Genomic DNA, 20,022 nt, shown 5'->3' on the forward strand with positions numbered 1-20,022 from the left:
GGGCGTAATAGGGGGCGCCGAGGAAGCGCTCCTTGTCTCCGGCCTTCGCCGCCAGCGCCAGATCCCTGAGCGCGGCGATGAAGAGGTCCAGAGAGGCCTTGGATTCGCTCTCCGTGGGCTCGATGAGCATGGCGCCGTGCACCACCAGCGGGAAATACACCGTCATGGGGTGGTAGCCCTCGTCGATGAGGGCCTTGGCCACGTCCAGGGTGGTGAGGCCGGTGCCGGCGAGCCAGGTGTCGTCGAACAGGGCCTCGTGCATGGCCGGCCGCTCGGCGAAGGGCGCGCTCATGAGGTCCATGAGGCAGGCACGGATATAATTGGCCGACAGCACCGCGTCTTCCGAGGCCTGCCGCATGCCGTCGGCGCCGTGGGAGAGCATCCAGGCGAGCGCCCGCACGAACATGCCCATCTGGCCGTGGAAGGCGCTCATGCGCCCCAGCGCCTGCTCGGCGCCGTCCGCGCCCTCGTCCTCCACCAGCACCAGCCCGTCCGCGGTGGCGACCAGCGCCGGCACCGGGGCGAAGGGGGCGAGCGCATCCGAGAGCACCACCGGCCCCGCGCCCGGCCCGCCGCCGCCGTGGGGCGTGGAGAAGGTCTTGTGCAGATTGATGTGCATGGCATCGACCCCGAGGTCGGCGATGCGCACCTTGCCGAGGATGGCGTTGAAATTGGCCCCGTCCGAATAGAAATAGGCGCCGGCGGCGTGCACCGCCTCGGCGATGGCCACCACGTCGCGCTCGAACAGGCCGCAGGTGTTGGGATTGGTGAGCATCAGCGCCGCCACCTCGGGGCCGAGCGCGGCGCGCACCGCCTCCGGGTCCACCGTGCCGTCGGGGCGGGCGGGGATGGAGCGCACCTGATAGCCGATGAGGGCCGCGGTGGCGGGATTGGTGCCGTGGGCGCTCTCGGGCACCAGCACCACGTGGCGCTGTTCGCCGTCGCCACGGGCGGCATGGGCGGCCTTGATGGCCATCATGCCGCACAACTCGCCGTGGGCGCCGGCCTTGGGGGTGAGCGCCACCGCCTGCATGCCGGTGAGTTCCAAAAGGTAGCGCGACAGTTCCGCCATGAGGCCCAGCGCGCCCTTCACCGTGGATTGGGGCTGCAGCGGATGGATGTCGGCAAAGCCGGGCAGGCGCGCCATCTTCTCGTTGAGGCGCGGATTGTGCTTCATGGTGCACGAGCCGAGCGGGAACAGGCCACTGTCGATGCCGTAATTCATGCGCGACAGGCGCACGTAATGGCGCATGGCCTCGGGCTCGCAGAGGCCGGGCAGGTCCAGCGGCGCGGTGCGCGCCTGGGTGCCGAGGCGGTCGCGGAACGGGGCGGGCTCGGCGATGTCGACGCCCGTCACCTCGGTGCGGCCGATCTCGAAGATAAGCCCTTCCTCCAGGTCCAGCGCGCGGTTGCCGGTGAAGGTCTCAGGCCCGGTGAGGGCAATGGAATGCGGTGTGGTGGCGCCGCGGCCTTCGCGGTTCATGGCTGGGCGCCTTTCAATTGTGCTCCGCAAGCCTCACATATATCCATGCAGACAAGAATGATGTCATCGGCCAATTGAGATCGCTTTTTTCCTCTTATTTTCCTTATATTCTGACTAACAATAGTAAAATGATGTGGTGCTGACCCCGGAACGTATCCTTCCAGAGTTCTAGAGTCGATGGACTTCAATTGCTCGCAGACGTGTTTGGGAAGACCTTCACGCGGTATGGTGCTAAGTTCATCAATTGCCCATCTCAATCGATCGCGAAATTCGCCGGCGTTCGCCGCCAATAGCGAGAGAGCCTTGAAAGCCTTACCCAACGACCATCCAAGGTGTCGGTGATCATCTTGAACCATCACAGCACCTCTTTCAGGGCGGCGGCATAGGCGACGCGGTCGTCTTGCGTGGTCGTCTCGGTGGCGGCGACGAGGATGAGGTCGTCGAGGCCCGATTGCGGCGCGAGACGGGAATAGGGCACGCCGGCGAGGATGCCCTTCGCCGCCAGCCTCTCCACCACGTCTGCCGCCGAGCCGGGCACGCGCAGGGTGAATTCGTTGAAGAAGGTGTCGTTGATGACGCTCACCCCCTTCACCGCCGCCAGCCGGTCCGCGAGGTCGCAGGCCGCCGCATGGTTGGCGCGGGCGAGGCGGGTCAGGCCGGCCTTGCCGAGCAGGGTGAGGTGGATGGTGAAGGCCAGCGCGCACAGGCCGGAATTGGTGCAGATGTTGGAGGTGGCCTTCTCGCGGCGGATGTGCTGCTCGCGGGTGGAGAGGGTCAGCACGAAGCCGCGCCGGCCTTCCGCGTCCACCGTCTCGCCGGCCAGCCGCCCCGGCATCTGCCGCACGAACTTCGAGCGGGTGGCGAACAGGCCCACATAGGGGCCGCCGAAATTCAGCGCATTGCCGATGGACTGGCCCTCGCCCACCACGATGTCGGCGCCCTGCGCCCCCGGCGGCTCAATGAGGCCCAGCGCCACCGCCTCGGTGAACACCGCCACCAAAAGCGCGCCGGCCTTGTGGGCGGCCTCGGCGATGGGCTTCAGGTCCACCAGATTGCCGAACACGTCCGGCGACTGCACCACCACGCAGGACACCGTGTCGTCGATGGGGGTGAAGAGGTCTTCCTCGCCGAACGGGGCGGGCGGCAGTGCCACCACCGCGTCGGCGGCGTAGCGGGAGACGGTCTCGATGGTGGCGCGATAATGGGGATGCAGGTTGCCCGCCAGCACCGCCTTGCGGCGCCGGGTGATGCGATGGGCCATCAGCACCGCCTCGGCGGCGGCGGTGGAGCCGTCATACATGGAGGCGTTGGCCACCTCCATGGCGGTCAGCTCGGCCACCTGGGTCTGGAACTCGAACAGATAGTGCAGCGTGCCCTGGGCGATCTCGGGCTGGTAGGGCGTGTAGGAGGTGAGGAATTCCGAGCGCTGGATCAGGTGATCCACGGTGGCCGGCACATGGTGGCGATAGGCCCCCGCACCCACGAAGAAGGGCACGGAACCCGCCGGCACGTTCTGCCCGGCGAGGCGGGCGAGGACGCGTTCCACCTCCAGCTCGCTTTTGTGGAGGGCGAGGCGCGGCAGCGCGGTCTCGCGCCGGTCGGCGGGGATGTCGGCGAACAGCTCATCCACCGAGGCGACGCCGATCCGCGCCAGCATCTCGGCGCGGTCCTCGGGAGTGAGGGGGAGATAGCGCATGGGGATTTGATCTCGGCTCAGGCCAGGGTGTCCAGGAAGTCCTTGTAGGCGTGCTCGTTCAAAAGCTCGTCCAGCTCGGCCGGGTTGGAGAGCTTCAGCTTCATGAACCAGCCCTTACCCTCGGCAGCCTCATTGACGAGGCCGGGCGCGCCTTCCAGCTCGCTGTTCACCTCCACCACTTCGCCGGAGAGGGGGGCGTAGACCTCGCTCGCCGCCTTCACGCTTTCCACCACGGCGGCCTCGCCGCCTTTGGTCACGATCTTGCCGATCTCCGGCAGTTCGACGAACACCACGTCGCCCAGCTGCTGCTGGGCGTAGTCGGAGATGCCCACCACGGCCACGTCGCCTTCGACGCGCACATATTCGTGGTCCTTCGTGTAGCGCACGCTCGTCATGGATCAGCCCCCGGCTTTAGGTTTGCGCGCATAGCGCGTCGGCACGAACGGAAGGGATGCGACGGTGGCCGCCAGGGCCTTGCCACGCACCAGAACGTCGAGGCGGGTGCCGGGCGCGGACAGGGCCGGCGGCACATAGCCCATGGCGATGGGCGCGGCCAGCGTCGGCGCGAAGCCGCCGGAGGTGACAAGGCCGACCACGGCGCCGCCGGACGCGATCTCCGCCCCCTCGCGGGCCGGGGCGCGGCCCTCAAGCCTCAATCCCACGCGGACGCGGGCGGGGCCTTGCGCCAGCTCGTGCTGGATGCGCTCGGCGCCGGGAAAGCCGCCCTCGATGCGCCGCCGCTTCTGGATGGACCACATCAGCGCCGCCTCGATGGGAGAGGTGGCAAGATCGATGTCGTGGCCGTAGAGGCAAAGCCCGGCCTCGAGGCGCAGGCTGTCGCGGGCGCCGAGGCCGATGGCCTTCACCTCCGGCTCGGCGAGCAGGGCGGCCCAGAGCAGGGGCGCGCTGTCGTTCTCAACCGAGATTTCAAAGCCGTCCTCGCCGGTATAGCCGGAGCGGGAGACCTCCACCGGGATGCCGTCGAAGGTCGCGGGGATGGCCGCCATGAAGTCGAGCGCCGCCGCCTGCGGGCAGTGGCGGGCCATGACCGTGGCCGCCTCCGGCCCCTGCAGGGCGAGCAGCGCGCGTTCCGGGCGCTCGATAAGGGTGATGCCGTCCGGCAGGTGGGCGGCGATGTGGGCGAAGTCGCCGGCCTTGCAGGCGGCATTGACCACGAGGATGAGGGTGCCGTCCGCCTCCGGCGCCAGCGGCCGCGTCACCATGAAGTCGTCGATGATGCCGCCATCGTCGGTCAGCAGCTGGGAATAGCGCTGCTTGCCGGGGGCGAGATTCAGGAAATCCGCCGGGGCGAGGGCTTCGAGGGCGCGGGCGGTGGTGGCGTGGTCGGGTCCCCTGAGCAGGGCCTGGCCCATGTGGGAGACATCGAACAGTCCGGCATGGGTGCGGGTCCAGCCGTGCTCGGCGAGGATGCCGTCGGGATATTGCACCGGCATCTGATAGCCGGCGAACGGCACCATGCGCGCACCGAGGGCGCGGTGGGCGGAGAACAGCGGGGTTTCGAGCAGAGGCTCGGAATGATCCAAGGGAGACTCCCGGACGACGGCGCCAATGTCCGGACCTCCGCTTGCGCCACGCACAACGCGTTTCGACGCAACAAGCAGGTCCGCGCGGCGCCCCCTCTGTCTTAGGACCTGAGAGATTTCACCGCGCCTCGTGGAAGGGCACGGCTTACTCCTTCGGTGAGCGCCGAGGATGCGCGTTGCCGCGCAGCACCGGCGCTGCTTTCCAGAGATTCGTCCCCCTGCGGTCCATTGGCCTGAGCGGTTCCGGGGCGGTTGCGCCTTCGGCGCCGGCGTACCTTGCGGCCGCCGGTCTCTCCCGCAGGGATCGTCCGATCACGCCCGAGCCGAGGCTTGGGCGCGCGTGCAGCATAAGCCAATGGCGCCGGGCGTCAACGCGCCCTGCTTCAACGTGGAGGCGGCGAGAAGGTGCTGGTGGAGGGCGGCGCCTCGAACCCGCCGCTGGACGGCGAGGAGAGGGTGCCGCTGCTGCCGGGCGGCGGACCGAACACGTCGCCCTGGGGCGCGCCGCCGCTGGAGGCCGGCTTCTGCGCCGCCGCCGGCTTTGCTGCGGCGGGCGCTTCGGAGGTTTCGGCGGCGGGCTTGGGCCTGGGCTTCGGCTTGGCGGCGGGGGCGGGCTTGCGTTCCTTCACGTCGCTGCCCTGCGGGTCGAAGCCCACATAGATCACGTGGCGCTCCATCTCCGCCGGCCGCAGCAGCGGGAAGGCGATCTGCTCCTCCACCACGGTGAAGGCGGCATGGCCCGGATCGGCGGGCACGTCCACGGCCACGTTGAAGAACTTGGTGGTGATGGTCTTGGGGGAAGGCCCCTCCTGCACCACGGCGATGCGGATCGGCACCTTGACCTGGCCGGGCGCGCCCTTCTCGCCCATCAGGATGCGGCCCTCGATGCCGACGCGGACCATCATGGTGCCGCCGGAAATGGAGCATTCCCGGGCGAGGCGGCCGAGGGTGCCCTGGTAGCGCAGGCCGCCGCCGGCAGTGACCTGCCAGGAGCCGGCTCCGGTGCGGACGGTGACCGGCGGGCAGTCATAGGTCTGCGCGTCCGGGCCGGTGCCGACGACAAGGGCGCCGGTGGTGGCGCTGTTGACCACGCCAGCGGAAGTGCCGCCGGCGCGCGCCACGCCGGTGTCCTGCGCGCCGAACGCGCCGTCGAGCCCCTCGCCCCCGGCGCAGCCGGCGAGCGCCACGGCGAGCACTGCCGGCAGGACGAGCCGAGGCAGGGCGAACCTTGGCAGGCGCGAGAGGCGGCGGGCGCGCGCACCATCCGCCGCGCGTGTGTCCGCAGCCGTTCCGAATGCACCGGCCTGTTGTGCGCGCACCATGTCCATCAACTCCGTGGGCGCCCCCGATCCGACTGCCTTATAGCAAAGGGGGCAAGGGCTCCGGAACCACCCCCCGGCGTTTCAGGGGGGTGCGACCGGTTCTCGTGCGGATTAAGGTTACCCAACGCCACCTTGCGCCCCGGCTGGGAGCCGGCGGATTGCGCAGCGGCCGGATGCCGGGCCAGCCCCGGCCCCGGCCCAAAGGCTAGCCGCCAAGGCCCACCGGCTTGCCCACCACCACCACGAGGGCGTCGCGGGCGGTGGCGAGGCGCGCCGCCACGCGCTTCAGGTAGTCGAGGGTGACGGCGGCGATGAGGGCGTTGCGCCGGTCCACATAGTCGATGCCCAGTTCGTCCAGCTGGATCTGGAGCAACTGGCCGGCGACCTTGGAGGAGGTGTCGAAGCGCAGGGCATAGCTGCCCATGAGATAGCTCTTGGCCTCGTCCAGCTCGGTCTGGCTCGGCCCGTCCTTGAGGATCTTGCGGAACTCGTCGGTGATGATGGCGATGGATTCGCCCGCCCGCTCGTTCTTGGTGGCGGTGCCGGCGAACCACAGGCCGGTGTGGCCGAGGGCGACCTGGTAGGAATAGACCGAATAGGCCAGCCCGCGGGCCTCGCGCACTTCCTTGAACAGGCGCGAGGAAAACGCGCTGCCGCCGAGGATGTGGTTGAGCACGAAGGCCGGGATGAAGTCCGGGTCGCGCCGCTCCAGGCCGCCGGTGCCCATCACCACCACCGACTGGGAGACGTCGAGGGGGATGACCTCCACGGTGCCGATCTTCTGCGGCTCCACATTGGCCACGGGGGTGAGCGGGGCGGTGGCCGGCAGGGTGCCGAACACGGCGTCGAGGCGCTGGCCCAGTTCCTCCGCGCTGATGTCGCCCACCACGGCCACCCGCAGGTTGGAGCGGGCGAGGGTGCGCCTGGCGAAGCCGGCAATGTCGTCGCGGCTGATGCGGGCGACGGTCTCCAGCGTGCCGTCCACCGGCCGGCCATAGGGATGGTCCGGGAAGGCGAGGGTGAACCAGCGCTCGTTGGCGATGGCGTTGGGCTCGGTGGAGCGGCGGCGCAGCATGGCCATCTGGGCGGCGCGGATGCGCTCCACCGCCTCGGTGTCGAAGCGCGGCGCGCTGACCGCGAGGCGCATCAGGTCGAACGCCTTCTCCCGGTGCTCCGACAGGGTGCGCAGGGAGCCGCGGATCTCGTCGCGGCCGGCGTCGAAATGCAGCTCCACCGCGTGGTCGGCCAGCGCGCTCTGGAAGGCGGCGGCGTCAAGGGTGCCGGCGCCCTCGTCCAGCAGGGAGGCGGTGAGGTTGGCAAGGCCGGGCAGGTCCTTGCCGTCCTGGGAGGCGCCGCCGAGGAAGGCGAACTCCACGGCGATCAGGGGCAGGGTGGTGTCGTGCACCAGCCACGCCTTGATGCCGCCGGGGCTCGTCACCTCAGTGATGCGGCTCGACTGGGACTGCGCCGCGGTGGCGGAAAGAAGGGAAAGGGCCATGGCTACCATCGCAAAGAGGAGACGACCGGCGCGCACGGCGCTGCCGGTCCGGTCGGGAAGGGGGGCGGGGCCAGCCCTCACGAGCGGTCGTCCTTCTTGGTTTCGCTTTTGGGGACGGCGTCCGTCTTGGGCTCGGCCTGCTTCAGGTAGCCGGTGACGGCGCGGTCGGTGACAAGATACCGACGCGCCGCATCCTTCACCTGCTCGGCGGTCACCGCCTTGATGCGGTCGGGCCAGGCCCGCACATCGTCCGCCGACATGCCGGTGGCCCAGGAGGCGCCGTAGATGCGGGCGAGGGTGGCCTGGTTGTCCTGGGAATAGATGGTGTCCGCGGTGAGCCGGGTCTTGGCGCGGGCCAGTTCCAGGTCGTCCACGCCCTTCTCCTGCAGGTCGGCGATCACCGCATCCACCGCCGCCTCAAGCTCCTCCAGGCTCACGCCGGGACGGGGCGAGGCGTAGGTGACGAAGCGCGTGGCGTCGTATGCGGTGCTTTGATACCAGGCACCGGAGCCGGCGGCGAGGCCCTTCTCGGCGACGAGGCTGCGATAGAGGCGGGCGGTCTGGCCGCCACCGAGAATCTGGGAGAGCACTTCCAGCGCCTCGGATTCACCCGGATGGGCGGTGCGGGAGGAGGGCACGAGGTAGGCGCGCTGCAGGCTTGGCTGGGCCACCCGCGGGTCGGACAGCGCCACCCGGCGGTGGGCCTGGGGCTCGGGCTCCTGCGGGCGGTTGCGGGGCGGGGTGTCGGCGCGGGCCACCTTGCCGTAGGTCTTCTCGGCGAGGGTGCGGACGGTCTCCGGGTCCACGTCGCCGGCCACCACGAGCAGCGCGTTGTTGGGGGCGTAATAGCGGCGGTAGAAGGCGAGGGCGTCCTCGCGGTTCAGCCCCTTGATCTCATGCTCCCAGCCGATGATGGGATGCTGGTAGGGGTGGTTCATGTAGGTGGTGGCCTGCAGCACCTCGGACAGGCGCGCGCCGGGATCGTTGTCGGTGCGCATGCGGCGCTCTTCCAGCACCACGTCGCGCTCGGGCAGCACCACCTCGTCGGAGAGCTTGAGGCCGGTCATGCGATCGGCCTCGAAGCCCATCACCTTTTCCAGGTGCTCCTTGGCGACGCGCTGGAAATAGGCGGTGTAGTCCTGCGAGGTGAAGGCGTTCTCCTGGCCGCCGAGGCGCGCCACCTCGGCCGAGAACTGGCCCTGCGGGTGGGCGTCGGTGCCCTTGAACATCAGGTGCTCGAGGAAATGGGCGATGCCGGACTTGCCGGCCTGCTCGTCGGCCGATCCCACCTTGTACCACACCATGTGGGTGACCACCGGCGTGCGGTGGTCCGGGATGACCATGACCTGGAGGCCGTTGTCGAGCTGGAACTGGGTGACTTCCGGCCCGGCCGCGTCAGCAATGCGGGGGGCGGCTGTGGCCGCGGTGGCGGCGAGAATAGCAATCATGGTGAGGCGGCTCATGAACACGTGGCGATCTTCCGTCATTCGACGCGCCGAACGACGGGCACGTCAAGGAAAGATAGGAAGCCGGGCGCGGACGCAAAGGCGGCGCCCGTCAAGATCGCCCCGCCTGGTAGATCGACCGAAACCGGTGGTCCCCATCCGCTTTGAAAAGTTGATCCACCAGATCAAAGAGTTGCGGTTCGACCGCGACGGAAGAGTTCCATCTGTCGCGGTCGAAGCACAAGGCTGGTCGGTCACTGCCGGTCGAACAGGGTCGGGAACTTGAAGGTCTCTTTCTTCGGCTCCACCACGCCGTAGGGGGCGTTGGGGGCCGGCGTCTGGTAGCCCGGCGGGGGCTGGATCAGGTTCTCGCGCTCCGGCTCGCCGTTGAAGGAGAGCTGCTCCTGCTTGCCGCCCAGGCCGCCCATCCAGCTGGTGAAGCCGAGCTGGTCGGGCAGCAGCACGTCGCGCTTGGATTCCGCGCCCACGGGTTCGGTGGGGGAGGACGAGTTGCCGAGGTTCTTGTGCTTGCCGCCCTTCAACTCGGAGGGCAGCAGCGGCCGGCCGGAATCGTCGCGCACGATCGGCGTCTTGGAGGCCTCCGCCTCGCGCTTGCGACGCTGGACGTCAGGGTCCTTCGGCCAGTTGGGATGGGCGTCCGCCGCGCTCGCCTGGGGCGGGGGCAGGGCTTCCGGCACCTTGGGCGGCACCACGAGCGGGGCGCGCTCGCGATAGTCGATCTCGGGCTTGGGCTCCTCGTCCTTCAGGCCCAGGAGCTGCAAGGTGCTCTCCATCAGGCTCGATGACCCGTCGAAGGTCTGCGCGGCCGCCGGCCGGGGAGCGGCCGTTGCGATGAGGCCGGCGCCCAGCAGCGCGGCCGCCAGAAGGCGGCAGTGCCGCAGCGCCATCGCGGACCGGTCGAGGGAGGGGCCGGAAAGAGAGAAGGCGGAAAGATCGCCCGCGGCCCGCTCGGCGGCGATGCCGCGTGAAAAGTTCGGGCTCACGCGCATGGTTCCTGATTCCCTGACGTCTTTGGTTTCCCTGAGGCCTTCGGCAGTCGTTCAGAACACGCCTTCAGAACGCGCGCTCAGCTTCGCTCGCGCTCAGCTTCGGATTTCGCCGCCATTGGCGGGGCCGAGGGCGGCAATTTTGAGGCGTGACCTAAAAACGCATCATAAAGAAGCAGCCCCACCCCCACAACCACGGCCACGTCCGCCAGATTGAACACGTACCACCGGTAGCCGAAGGCGTGGAGCGAGACGAAGTCGAACACCGCGCCATAGACCACCCGGTCCACCGCATTGCCGATGGCCCCGCCGATGAGGAGGCCGAGGGAGACCGCCTCCAGCCGCCCCCGCGACCGCGTCAGCCAGACGGTGAAGAGCAAGGCGGCGGCCACCTTGATGGCCACCAGCACCCAGCGCCCGGTCTCGCCCTGCGGGAACAGGCCGTAGCTGATGCCGCTGTTCCACAGGGCGACGAAGTCGAGCCCCGGCGCCACCGTGTGGAGCGGATCCGCCCACTGGCGCGACCAGGCGAGGACGAGGCTCTTCGTCGCCTGGTCCGCCACCAGGACGAGGACCGCGACGAGAAGGCCGAAGAGGATGTGGCGGCGGCCCATCGTCACCTCACTGCGCCGCGGCCTGCGCGGCATAGAATTCCCGCAAGGCGTCCGCGTCGCGCGGGGTGACATCGGGGAACTCGCGATCCGTGCCCACCTCGGCGGAGATCTTCCAGGAGCGGGCGCACTTCCTGCCCTCGGCCCGCACGGGCACCACGGCCACGCCCGGCACGTCGGGAAGGCGGAAGGCGTCCGCCGGCCCCTCGCCCCGGATGAGGGTCGCGGCGCTGGTGATGGTGATTTCGGCGAGGTCCAGCCCGTCGAGGGCGTCGGCCAACGCGGGTTCGCAGACATAGACTTCCGGCGCCGCCTCCAGCGAGGAGCCCATGCGCTTGGCCGCGCGCTCCACCTCCAGCGCCCCCAGCACCACCCGGCGGATGAGACGCACCCGGCGCCACTGGTCCGCCAGCGCGTCGTCGCGCCAGTCGGCCGGGGTGTCCGGGAAGCCGAGGAGGTGCACCGAGCCCTCCTCGTCGCCGGTGCGGGCGATGTAGGCCTCCTCGCAGGTGAAGGGCAGGATGGGCGCCAGCCAGGTGATGAGCCGCGCGAACACCGCGTCCAGCACGGTGAGGCAGGCGCGCCGCGTCACCGAGGACAGGGGATCGCAATAGAGCGCGTCCTTGCGGATGTCGAAATAGAAGGCCGACAGCTCGATGTTCATGAACTGGGTGAGCGCCGCATTGACCTTCTTGTAGTCGAAGGCGCGGTAGGCGGCGCGGATCTCGCCGTCCAGCTCGACAAGGCGATGGAGGATATAGCGCTCCAGCGCCGGCATGTCGGCGAACGCCACGTGCTCTTCCGGCCGGTCGTGGTGCAGGGAGCCCAGCAGCCAGCGGATGGTGTTGCGCAGCTTGCGATAGGTGTCGGCGGTGGTCTTCAGGATTTCCGGCCCGATGCGCAAATCGTCCGCATAATCGGAGGCGCACACCCACAGGCGCAGGATATCCGCCCCGGACTGCTTGATCACGTCCTGCGGCGAGGTGACGTTGCCCAGCGACTTGGACATCTTGCGACCGTCCTCGTCGAGGACGAAGCCGTGGGTCAGCACCACGTCGTAGGGCGGGCGGCCGCGGGTGCCGCAGCTTTCCAGCAGCGAGGAATGGAACCAGCCGCGATGCTGGTCCGAGCCTTCCAGATACATCACCCGGTCGTCGCCCTGCGGCGGGCGATTGGCCTTCAGGTCCGCGCGCACCTCCAGGGTGAAGGCGTGGGTGGAGCCAGAGTCGAACCACACGTCCAGCACGTCGTCCACCTTGGCCCAGCCCTCGCCGGTCCGCTCGCCGAGGAAGCGGGCGCTGGCGCCGTCCTTGAACCAGGCGTCGGCGCCCTCGGCGGCAAAGGCCTCGGCGATGCGGGCGTTGACTGCTGCGTCCTTGAGGATCTCGACGGTGCCGTCGCCCTTGTCCTTCACGAACACGGCGATGGGCACGCCCCAGGCGCGCTGGCGCGAGACCACCCAGTCCGGCCGGTTGGCGATCATGCCGGTGATGCGGTTCTCGCCTGCCGCCGGCACCCATTCCACCGTCCTGATGCCGGCGAGCGCGCGGGCGCGCAGGGTGTCGGGCTCGTTGCCGGCCAGGGTCGCCGGGCGTGGCGCGAGCGCCCCGTCCGCCGCGCGGATGTCCTGGTCCATGGCGATGAACCATTGCGGCGTGTTGCGGAAGATGACCGGCTTCTTGGAGCGCCAGGAGTGCGGATACTGGTGCTTCACCCGGCCCCGGGCGAGCAGATTGCCCTGGGCGATCAGGGCGTCGATGACGGCGGTGTTGGCATCGCCCTTCTCGCCCTTCTCGGTGATGACGCGACGGCCCTCGAAGCCGGGCGCCTGCGCGGTGTAGAACGAATCCGCGTCCACCGTGTAGGGGATGGCGGGGCTGATGCCGCGATCCTCCAGCCAGCGGCGGTGGTGGGTCCAGATCTCGAAATCCTCGCGGCCGTGGCCGGGGGCGGTGTGGACGAAGCCGGTGCCCGCATCGTCGGTGACATGGTCGCCGTCGAGGAGGGGGACCTGGAAGGTGTAGCCGAGGGCGGCGAGGGGGTGGCGGCAGATGAGGGTGCCGAGCACGTCTGCCGGCACGTCGCAGCGCCGCTCGAAGGTGGTGACGCGGGCCTGCTTGAAGACATCTTCCGCCAGCTTGTCAGCGAGGATGAGCTTGTCTCCTGCCTTGGCCCAATTGTCGGCCGGGGCATCGGTGACCTCATAGAGGCCATAGGTGATCTTGGACGAGAAGGAGATGGCGCGATTGCCGGGTAGCGTCCAGGGCGTAGTGGTCCAGATTACGATGGCAGCGCTCATAAGCGCGTCGTTCATCGGCGTCTTCCTGTTCGCAGAAGGAACAAGGTCCTCCGCAAGGCCGACCGGAGGCGGCTTGGCAGGGTCAATCGGAAACTTCACCCAGACCGTGTCGCTGGTGAAATCCTGATACTCCACCTCGGCCTCGGCGAGCGCCGTCTTCTCCACCACCGACCACATCACCGGCTTGGAGCCACGGTACAAAAGCCCGTTCTCGGCAAACTTCATGATTTCGCGGGCGATCTGGGCTTCCGCCGCGAACGCCATGGTGGTGTAGGGGTGGTCCCAGTCGCCTTCCACGCCCAGGCGCTTGAATTCCTTGCGCTGCTCGGAAAGCCAGTGCTCGGCATAGGCGCGGCATTCCTGGCGGAAGGCCACCATGGCGGCGGCGTCGGTGAAGTCGGGCTTGGTCTTGCCCTTCTTGCGGTAATTGTCTTCCTCGATCTTCCACTCGATGGGCAGGCCGTGGCAGTCCCAGCCGGGCACGTAGTTCGAGTCATAGCCCAGCATCTGCTGGGAGCGCGTCACCACATCCTTCAGGATCTTGTTGAGCGCGTGGCCGATATGGATGTTGCCGTTGGCATAGGGCGGCCCGTCGTGCAGCACGAAGCGGGCGCGGCCGCGGCCCTGTTCGCGCAGGCGGCCATAGAGGTCGATGCGGGCCCAGCGGGCGAGCAGCTCCGGCTCCAGCTTCGGCAGGCCCGCGCGCATGGGGAAGGCGGTTTGCGGCAGCAGCAGGGTCTTGGAATAATCCGGGGCGGCGGAGGCCTCAGCCGCGGAAGCTTCAGGTGCGGAAGTGTCAGGTGCGGTCATGGAATGCTCGGGGCATGAAAGGTCGGATCAGGCGAAACAAACCCGGCGGCCCCCGCGCGCTCAGGCGCGCCGGCGGGGGGCCGGGCCGATAATTCGCGCCACGCGGGGCGCGCCGGGGCGGGGAAACACCTCGCCGCACTGAAAAGATCCGCACATGGTCCGGCTTCTAGCAGGCGCCCCGCGCCACGAAAAGCCCGCAGATGGGCGCAGCGGGCGCGCTCGCCCCACGCCCACCCGCATTCGCCCCGCTGGGCGAACGGGCGAGGTCCGCCCCGCGGCGGCGCGGGCTCCCTCCCCTTCGGCCGCAAAAAAGCCCCGGCACCGAGGTGCCGAGGCTCTTCTTCGTTCCCCTCTTTTTATCTCGGCGGGGCGGCGCACCCGAAGGCGCGCCGCCCCGGAAAGCTCACGAGTGGTAGGCGCGCTCGCCGTGCTCGTTGATGTCGAGGCCCTCGCGCTCCACGTCGGTGGTGGGACGCAGGCCGACGACCACGGAGATGATGAACAAGATCACCGCGGTGCCGACACCCGACCACACGACGGTGATGCCCACGCCCTTGAGCTGGGCGATGACCTGGGTGGCCATGTCGTAGGAGGCAACGGCGCCGGTGGTGTAGTCGAAGATGCCGGTGCCGCCGAGGGCCGGGCTCACCAGGATGCCGGTGGCGATGGCGCCGACGATGCCGCCCACGCCATGCACGCCGAACACGTCGAGCGCGTCGTCATAGCCGAGCGCGTTCTTGATGGCCGTGCAGAAGATGAAGCAGATGGGGCTGACGACGAGGCCCAGCACCAGCGAGCCCATGATGCCGGCGAAGCCCGACGGCGGCGTGACGGCGACGAGGCCGGCGACGATGCCCGAGGCGAGGCCCAGCATGGAGGGCTTGCCCTTCACCAGCCATTCCACGAACATCCAGGAGATGGCCGCGGCGCAGGTGGCGATGAAGGTGTTCATCATGGCGAGGCTGGTGACCGCGTTGGCCTCGAGGTTGGAGCCGGCGTTGAAGCCGAACCAGCCGACCCACAGCAGGGCGGCGCCGACCATGGTGAGCGTCAGCGAGTGGGGCGAGAGCGCCTCCTTGCCATAGCCCAGGCGCTTGCCGACCATGATGCAGGCGACGAGGCCGGCGATGCCGGCATTGATGTGCACCACGGTGCCGCCGGCGAAGTCGATGGCGCCGAGGGAGAAGATGTAGCCGGCGTCCGCGAGCACGCCGTCGAGGGCGGCCTGGGCGGCGGTCTTGGCGGCGCCGTCAGCGGCGGCGGCCACGGCCTTGGCGGCGGCGTCGATGGCATCCGGGCCGGCCCAGTACCACACCATGTGCGCCACCGGGAAGTACACGAAGGTCACCCACAGCGGCACGAACAGCACCACGGCGGTGAACTTGGTGCGCTCCGCGAACGCGCCGAAGATCAGCGCGGGCGTGATCATGGCGAAGGTCATCTGGAAGGCGACGTAGACCAGCTCGGGGATGGCCACGCCCACCGAGAAGGTGGCGGCGAGGGATTCCAGGGTCACGCCCGACAGGAACGCCTTGGAGAAGCCGCCGATGAAGGGCGAGCCGCCGGTGAAGGCCAGGGAGTAGCCGTACAGCACCCAGATGATGCCGACGATGGCCACGCAGTAGCCGACCTGCATGAGCATGGAGAGCATGTTCTTGGCGCGCAGGAGGCCGCCGTAGAACAGGAACAGGCCGGGCACGGCCATCATGAGCACGAGCAGCGAGGACGTGAGCATCCACGCCACGTCGCCCTTGTTCACGGTGGGTGCGGCAGCGGCTGCTGCGGCGGTCGTCGTGGCGTCGGCCGCCGGCGCGGCCGTCTGGGCCAGCACCGGCAAGGCGAATGCCGTCGCCAGAAGTAGCGCGGGAAGCCCCACGCGGGACCACGTCTTGAACGTCATGGATGAAAGCTCCGTCGAATGAGAAAGGCTCAAAGCGCGTCGGCGTCGGTCTCGCCCGTGCGGATGCGCACGGCGTGCTCGATCGGCAGGACGAAAATCTTGCCGTCGCCGATCTGGCCGGTCTTGGCGGATGCGGTGATGGCTTCCACCACCTTGGAGACCTGGTCGGCGGACACCGCGACCTCGATCTTCAGCTTCGGCAGGAAGCTCACGGCGTATTCGGCGCCGCGGTAGATCTCGGTGTGGCCCTTCTGACGGCCGTATCCCTTCACCTCGGTCACGGTCAGACCGTGCACACCGATACCGGTGAGGGCGTCGCGCACCTCCTCCAGCTTGAATGGCTTGATGATGGCCATGACGATCTTCATGGATCGGTCCCTGTTCCCTGTTGCCGATGCGCCGCAAATGACGCGTGTCGGCTGTTTTCTCGCGGCGGCTTCGCTGAGCGGGTCGGGGAGATCCACGCCGCGGCTGGCAAGCCTGCGCAGGAGGGAATCAAGTACCGTGCCAAGTCATAGGGGCGGGCGTTCGCCGTGCCTATTTTTAGGCCACGTGACGGAAGGCCGTCGCTTTGCCGCCGGCTCGCCGCTTTTTCTGCCTATTTATTGATCCTTTCGCCTAATAGATCATCACTTCATCTTCGCAGCCGCGAGATGGAGTGTTTCGATACCTTTTCGGAACCTTCAGCGTGGGGTAACCGGCCGGATCAGGCCTTCCTGTGCCGCTGAAGCCACCAGCGTGCCGTCGCGGGTGAAGATTTCGCCGCGGCAGAATCCCCGTGCGCCGGCCGCCGTGGGGCTCTCCTGGGTATAAAGCAGCCAGTCGTCGGCCCGGAACGGGCGGTGGAACCACAGGGCATGGTCGAGGCTCGCCACCTGCATGTCGCGGTCGAACACCGACTTGCCATGGGGCAGCAGGGCCGCCTGGAGCAGGGCCAGGTCCGAAGCGTAGGCAAGCACCGCCTGATGTGTGGGCAGATCGTCCGGCAGCGGGCCGCGGGTGCGCAGCCACATGCTGGGGCGGGCGCCCGGCGCGCCGAGATAGGCGGGGTCGAGGCTGGTGGGCTTCACCTCCAGCGGCCGCAGCGCCATCCAGTCGCGCTTGGCGGCGGAGGGAAAGCGCGCCATCAGCCTGTCGCGCCAGGCGTCGTCGGAGGGCAGGTCCTCCGGCGCCGGCACCGGCGGCATGGCGCCCTGGTGGTGCAGCCCCTCTTCCACCACCTGGAACGAGACGGCCATGCTGAAGATGGCCTGGCCATGCTGGATCGCCACCACGCGGCGGGTGGTGAAGGAGCGCCCGTCGCGGATGCGGTCCACGTCGTAGATGATGGGCACCCGCGGATCGCCCCCCAGCAGGAAGTAGCCGTGCAGGGAATGGGTGACGCGCTCGGCCTCCACCGTGCGCCGCGCTGCCACCAGCGCCTGCGCCACCACCTGCCCGCCGAACACCCGGCCCCCGTCCGGGGTGACGGTGCGACCGCGGAACAGGTTGATCTCAAGGGGTTCGAGGTCGAGGATGCCCAGAAGCGTATCCACGTCGGACGGTGATCCGGTCATAGGGCTTGGCTCGCTGAAGGCCGGCGCGCTCGGCGCTCCGGAGGGATGGGGTGGTGTCCGAACACGCCATGCTCGGGCGGATCGCGTCAAGTCCCTTTGCGTCAGGCGTCTTCCCTATAGGGCGGGACACGGCCTGGCGGAACGGATAGGTGGAACGGGTATAGGGTCGGCACCGGCCGGGCGGGCCCGCCGGGAAACAGGTTCAGGGAGTGAAGCGATGACCGGGCTGAACACGTCCGAGCCCCAAGCTGCGATGCCTCAAGTGCAGATGCCGCATGCCGAAGCCGGTTTTGCCGCAACGGCGGCGACGCGGGCGGATGTGGCCATCGTCGGCGGCGGGCTCGCTGGCCTCAGCCTCGCGCTGGCCCTGCGCCAGGGGCTTGGGCCGGATGCCGACATCGTCCTGTTCGACCCCTATCTGTCCCACGCCACGGTGGATGACGGTCGCTGCTCGGCCATCGCCGCCGGCGCGCGGCGCATGCTTACCACCCTCGGTGTCTGGCAGCATGTGGGGGCCAAGGCCCAGCCCATCGAGGCCATGGTGGTCACCGACAGCCGCACCAAGGACGTGGCGCGTCCCACCTTCCTCACCTTCGATGGTGATGTGGAGCCGGGCGAGGCCTTCGCCCACATGGTGCCCAACGCCGACCTGCAATACGCCCTCATCGATGCGGCGCGCTCCGCCGGCATCGATTTGCGCGCCCAGTCGGTGGACAATTTCACCGCCGACCGCTCCGGCGTGAGCCTTTCGGCCGCCGGTGCGCCGGCGCTCAGGGCGCAGCTTCTGGTCGCCTGCGACGGCGCCAAGTCGCGCATCCGCGGCATGGCCGGCATCGCCAACGTGGCCTGGGGCTACGGGCAGAGCGGCATCACCTTCGCGGTGGAGCACGAGCGGCCCCACGAGGGCCGGGCGGAAGAGCATTTCCTGCCCCCCGGCCCGTTCGCCATCCTGCCGTTGCCGGGCAACCGCTCCTCCATCGTCTGGACCGAACGCACGGAGGATGCCGACCGCATCGTGGCGCTGCCGGCCATCGTCTTCCAGGAAGAGCTGGAGCAGCGCTTCGGCCACCGGCTCGGCTGGGTGAAGCCGGTGACCAAGCCGCGTGCCTATCCCTTGGGCTTCGCCATGGCGCGCACCTTCATCGGCGAGCGCCTCGCCCTGGTGGGGGATGCGGCCCATCTCATCCACCCCATCGCCGGGCAGGGGCTCAACATGGGCCTGCGCGACGTGGCGGCGCTGGCCGAGGCGGTGACGGACGCCGCCCGGGTGGGGCTCGATTTCGCCGGTCCGGCGGTGCTGGAGCGCTACCAGCGCTGGCGGCGCTTCGACACCCTGGCCATGGGCGTGGCGACGGACGGGCTCAACCGCCTGTTCTCCAACCGCTCCGATGCGCTGCGGGCGGTGCGCGACCTCGGCCTCGGGCTGGTGGACCGGATGCCGCGCCTCAAGGGCCTGTTCATCCGCGACGCGGCGGGCCTCACCGGGCAGGTGCCGAAGCTGCTGCGCGGCGAGGCGCTTTAGAGCGAAGCGGATACCGGTTCGCGTGAAGAAAACGCGTTAAGACAGGAGCCTGGAGCGATTTGCGTGAGCCCGTGCGAACGGAAAGCGCTCCAGGGCCGCATCCGCTCCCAGCCAAGAGGGCAGGCGCGGATGCCCGGCCCTCAGCGTGAGAGTTCGCTCTCGTCGAGCGGGCGGGCCTCGTCGGCGAGCATGATCGGGATGCCGTCGCGGATGGGATAGGCGAGGCGCGCGGCGCGGGACACCAGCTCCTGGCGCTCGCGGTTGTATTCCAGCGGCGCCTTGGTGAGGGGGCACACCAGGATTTCGAGCAGCTTGGGGTCCACGTCGTGGCCGGGGCGCTGGGCTTGGATCATCGCGTCACTCGTCAGGGCGTCTTCTGGCGGAGCGGAAACCGGCTCGCGCGCAGAAAACGCGTTGGACACCAGCCGGCGCAGGCTTGCGGTTCCACGAACCGCGGAGAGGCGCCGGATCGCCCCCTGGCGGGGCGACACCACCATAGCGGCGGCTGGCCGCCGTTTCACCCCCTATCTCCCGCGACCCATCAGGCGCGCTGATGCGCGCATCAGCCGGATTCGTTTTCACCGGAGCGGCCGGTCGCTTAAAGATCGCCTGACCCGATCCGCCTGCGCCGTAACCGATCGGGTCAGGCGTCTCTTCGTTGAAGCTGGAGGGCGAGACATCAACCGGTCGAAGGCACCCATGGACCGCCGCCCGAATCGCCAATCGTCCCTGGGGCTTGTCCTCGGCCTGGTCGCCGTCGTCATGTTCGGCGCAACGCTGCCGATGACGCGGCTGGCGCTGCATGATCTCAGCCCGTGGTTCATCAGCTTCGGCCGCGCCGCGCTGGCGGGCGTCTGCGCCCTCGCGGTGGTGCTGGTGCTGCGCCGGCCGTGGCCGTTCGGCGGGCGCGAGACCCTGCGCGACCTGGTGCTCGCCACCCTCGCCCTTGTGTTCGGCTTTCCCATCCTGATCGGCGTCGCGTCACAGACCGTGCCGGCGGCCCATGGCGGCATCGTGCTCGGCCTCCTGCCCTTGTGCACCGCCATCGCCGCCACGGTGCTGGCCGGGGAACGGCCCGGCCTCGGCCTGTTCGCGGCGAGCGCGGCCGGGGCAGGGCTGGTGGCGGCCTTCGCCCTGCGCAACGGAGCGGCGGGCGGGTTCGGTTACGGCGACATGCTGCTCTTCCTCGCCGTGGTGATCTGCGCCGCCGGCTATGCGGTCTCGGGGCGGCTCGCCCGGCGCATGGCGGGGTGGGAGGTGATCGCCTTCATGCTCATCCTCGCCCTGCCGGTCACGGTGCCGGCGGCGCTCGTCACCTTTCCGTGGGGG

17 protein-coding genes and 2 riboswitches are annotated in these 20,022 nt (G+C 69.1%); of the genes, 2 read left to right on the forward strand and 15 right to left on the reverse strand.

The features are described from left to right. From gcvPB to tesB, 14 genes are all read right to left on the reverse strand, one after another. Positions 1–1,483 (reverse strand): aminomethyl-transferring glycine dehydrogenase subunit GcvPB (gcvPB, locus tag K9U41_RS14695; protein ID WP_282641595.1); only part of this gene is annotated, 1,483 nt, incomplete at its 3' end. Beyond that, positions 1,480–1,839 carry a hypothetical protein gene (locus tag K9U41_RS14700; RefSeq protein ID WP_282641596.1) on the reverse strand — a complete coding sequence of 120 codons (360 nt, stop codon included), beginning with the start codon at positions 1,837–1,839 and terminating at the stop codon, positions 1,480–1,482. The genes gcvPB and K9U41_RS14700, both read right to left, overlap by 4 nt. Further along, a complete protein-coding gene (gene gcvPA / locus K9U41_RS14705) occupies positions 1,839–3,179 on the reverse strand; it encodes an aminomethyl-transferring glycine dehydrogenase subunit GcvPA (protein ID WP_282641597.1) in 1,341 nt (446 codons plus the stop codon). Before gcvPA ends, K9U41_RS14700 begins: the two co-directional genes overlap by 1 nt. 17 nt (positions 3,180–3,196) lie before the next feature. Beyond that, positions 3,197–3,574, reverse strand: coding sequence for a glycine cleavage system protein GcvH (gene gcvH / locus K9U41_RS14710; protein ID WP_149575994.1), 378 nt, complete (start codon positions 3,572–3,574; stop codon positions 3,197–3,199). Between the two features lie 3 nt (positions 3,575–3,577). Next, positions 3,578–4,723: a glycine cleavage system aminomethyltransferase GcvT gene (gene gcvT / locus K9U41_RS14715; RefSeq protein WP_282641598.1), complete on the reverse strand. Its 1,146-nt coding sequence runs from the start codon at positions 4,721–4,723 to the stop codon at positions 3,578–3,580. A gap of 94 nt (positions 4,724–4,817) precedes the next feature. Next, a riboswitch (glycine riboswitch) is annotated at positions 4,818–4,931 on the reverse strand. Positions 4,932–4,934: 3 nt separating this feature from the next. Next, positions 4,935–5,031: riboswitch (glycine riboswitch) on the reverse strand. A 75-nt stretch (positions 5,032–5,106) separates the two neighbouring features. Next, positions 5,107–6,045: a hypothetical protein gene (locus K9U41_RS14720; protein ID WP_282641599.1), complete on the reverse strand. Its 939-nt coding sequence runs from the start codon at positions 6,043–6,045 to the stop codon at positions 5,107–5,109. 205 nt (positions 6,046–6,250) lie between these two features. Then, the gene (locus K9U41_RS14725) at positions 6,251–7,543 is read right to left on the reverse strand and encodes a M16 family metallopeptidase (protein ID WP_282641600.1); all 1,293 of its coding nucleotides are present in this window, start codon (positions 7,541–7,543) and stop codon (positions 6,251–6,253) included. Between the two features lie 77 nt (positions 7,544–7,620). After that, positions 7,621–9,030, reverse strand: coding sequence for a M16 family metallopeptidase (locus K9U41_RS14730; RefSeq protein ID WP_432715801.1), 1,410 nt, complete (start codon positions 9,028–9,030; stop codon positions 7,621–7,623). 212 nt (positions 9,031–9,242) lie between these two features. Continuing rightward, on the reverse strand, positions 9,243–9,992 hold the full coding sequence (locus K9U41_RS14735; RefSeq protein ID WP_282641601.1) for a hypothetical protein: 750 nt from the start codon (positions 9,990–9,992) through the stop codon (positions 9,243–9,245). 83 nt (positions 9,993–10,075) lie between these two features. Next, positions 10,076–10,609, reverse strand: a complete 534-nt coding sequence (lspA, locus tag K9U41_RS14740; RefSeq protein WP_282641602.1) for a signal peptidase II — start codon at positions 10,607–10,609, stop codon at positions 10,076–10,078. Between the two features lie 7 nt (positions 10,610–10,616). Continuing rightward, entirely contained in the window at positions 10,617–13,715 is a 3,099-nt protein-coding gene (ileS, locus tag K9U41_RS14745) for an isoleucine--tRNA ligase (protein WP_282641603.1), read from the reverse strand. A gap of 403 nt (positions 13,716–14,118) precedes the next feature. Then, complete coding sequence (locus K9U41_RS14750; RefSeq protein WP_282641604.1) at positions 14,119–15,615, reverse strand: ammonium transporter; 1,497 nt, start codon at positions 15,613–15,615, stop codon at positions 14,119–14,121. A 29-nt stretch (positions 15,616–15,644) separates the two neighbouring features. Continuing rightward, complete coding sequence (locus K9U41_RS14755; protein ID WP_012114237.1) at positions 15,645–15,983, reverse strand: P-II family nitrogen regulator; 339 nt, start codon at positions 15,981–15,983, stop codon at positions 15,645–15,647. Positions 15,984–16,298: 315 nt separating this feature from the next. After that, entirely contained in the window at positions 16,299–17,171 is an 873-nt protein-coding gene (tesB, locus tag K9U41_RS14760) for an acyl-CoA thioesterase II (protein WP_282641605.1), read from the reverse strand. Positions 17,172–17,439: 268 nt separating this feature from the next. On the opposite strand from tesB, the gene K9U41_RS14765 reads away from it, so the two are divergent. Continuing rightward, entirely contained in the window at positions 17,440–18,693 is a 1,254-nt protein-coding gene (locus K9U41_RS14765; protein ID WP_282641609.1) for a ubiquinone biosynthesis hydroxylase, read from the forward strand. Between the two features lie 140 nt (positions 18,694–18,833). Here the strand turns inward: K9U41_RS14765 and K9U41_RS14770 are convergent, their stop codons facing one another. Further along, the gene (locus K9U41_RS14770; RefSeq protein ID WP_282641606.1) at positions 18,834–19,046 is read right to left on the reverse strand and encodes a Trm112 family protein; all 213 of its coding nucleotides are present in this window, start codon (positions 19,044–19,046) and stop codon (positions 18,834–18,836) included. 346 nt (positions 19,047–19,392) lie between these two features. Here K9U41_RS14770 and K9U41_RS14775 point away from each other — a divergent pair. Then, positions 19,393–20,022: DMT family transporter (locus K9U41_RS14775; protein ID WP_282641607.1), on the forward strand; the 630-nt coding region annotated here is incomplete at its 3' end.

This window comes from Xanthobacter autotrophicus (genome assembly GCF_029991245.1).
Classification (GTDB): Bacteria; Pseudomonadota; Alphaproteobacteria; order Rhizobiales; family Xanthobacteraceae; genus Xanthobacter; species Xanthobacter autotrophicus_C.

Coding starts and splice junctions, on each gene's coding strand:
- K9U41_RS14700 (WP_282641596.1), bottom strand. CDS start 1,839: ATGGTTCAAGATGATCACCGACACCTTGGATGGTCGTTGGGTAAGGCT.
- gcvPA (WP_282641597.1), bottom strand. CDS start 3,179: ATGCGCTATCTCCCCCTCACTCCCGAGGACCGCGCCGAGATGCTGGCG.
- gcvH (WP_149575994.1), bottom strand. CDS start 3,574: ATGACGAGCGTGCGCTACACGAAGGACCACGAATATGTGCGCGTCGAA.
- K9U41_RS14720 (WP_282641599.1), bottom strand. CDS start 6,045: ATGGTGCGCGCACAACAGGCCGGTGCATTCGGAACGGCTGCGGACACA.
- K9U41_RS14725 (WP_282641600.1), bottom strand. CDS start 7,543: ATGGCCCTTTCCCTTCTTTCCGCCACCGCGGCGCAGTCCCAGTCGAGC.
- K9U41_RS14730 (WP_432715801.1), bottom strand. CDS start 9,030: ATGACGGAAGATCGCCACGTGTTCATGAGCCGCCTCACCATGATTGCT.
- lspA (WP_282641602.1), bottom strand. CDS start 10,609: ATGGGCCGCCGCCACATCCTCTTCGGCCTTCTCGTCGCGGTCCTCGTC.
- ileS (WP_282641603.1), bottom strand. CDS start 13,715: ATGACCGCACCTGACACTTCCGCACCTGAAGCTTCCGCGGCTGAGGCC.
- K9U41_RS14750 (WP_282641604.1), bottom strand. CDS start 15,615: ATGACGTTCAAGACGTGGTCCCGCGTGGGGCTTCCCGCGCTACTTCTG.
- K9U41_RS14755 (WP_012114237.1), bottom strand. CDS start 15,983: ATGAAGATCGTCATGGCCATCATCAAGCCATTCAAGCTGGAGGAGGTG.
- tesB (WP_282641605.1), bottom strand. CDS start 17,171: ATGACCGGATCACCGTCCGACGTGGATACGCTTCTGGGCATCCTCGAC.
- K9U41_RS14765 (WP_282641609.1), top strand. CDS start 17,440: ATGCCGCATGCCGAAGCCGGTTTTGCCGCAACGGCGGCGACGCGGGCG.
- K9U41_RS14770 (WP_282641606.1), bottom strand. CDS start 19,046: ATGATCCAAGCCCAGCGCCCCGGCCACGACGTGGACCCCAAGCTGCTC.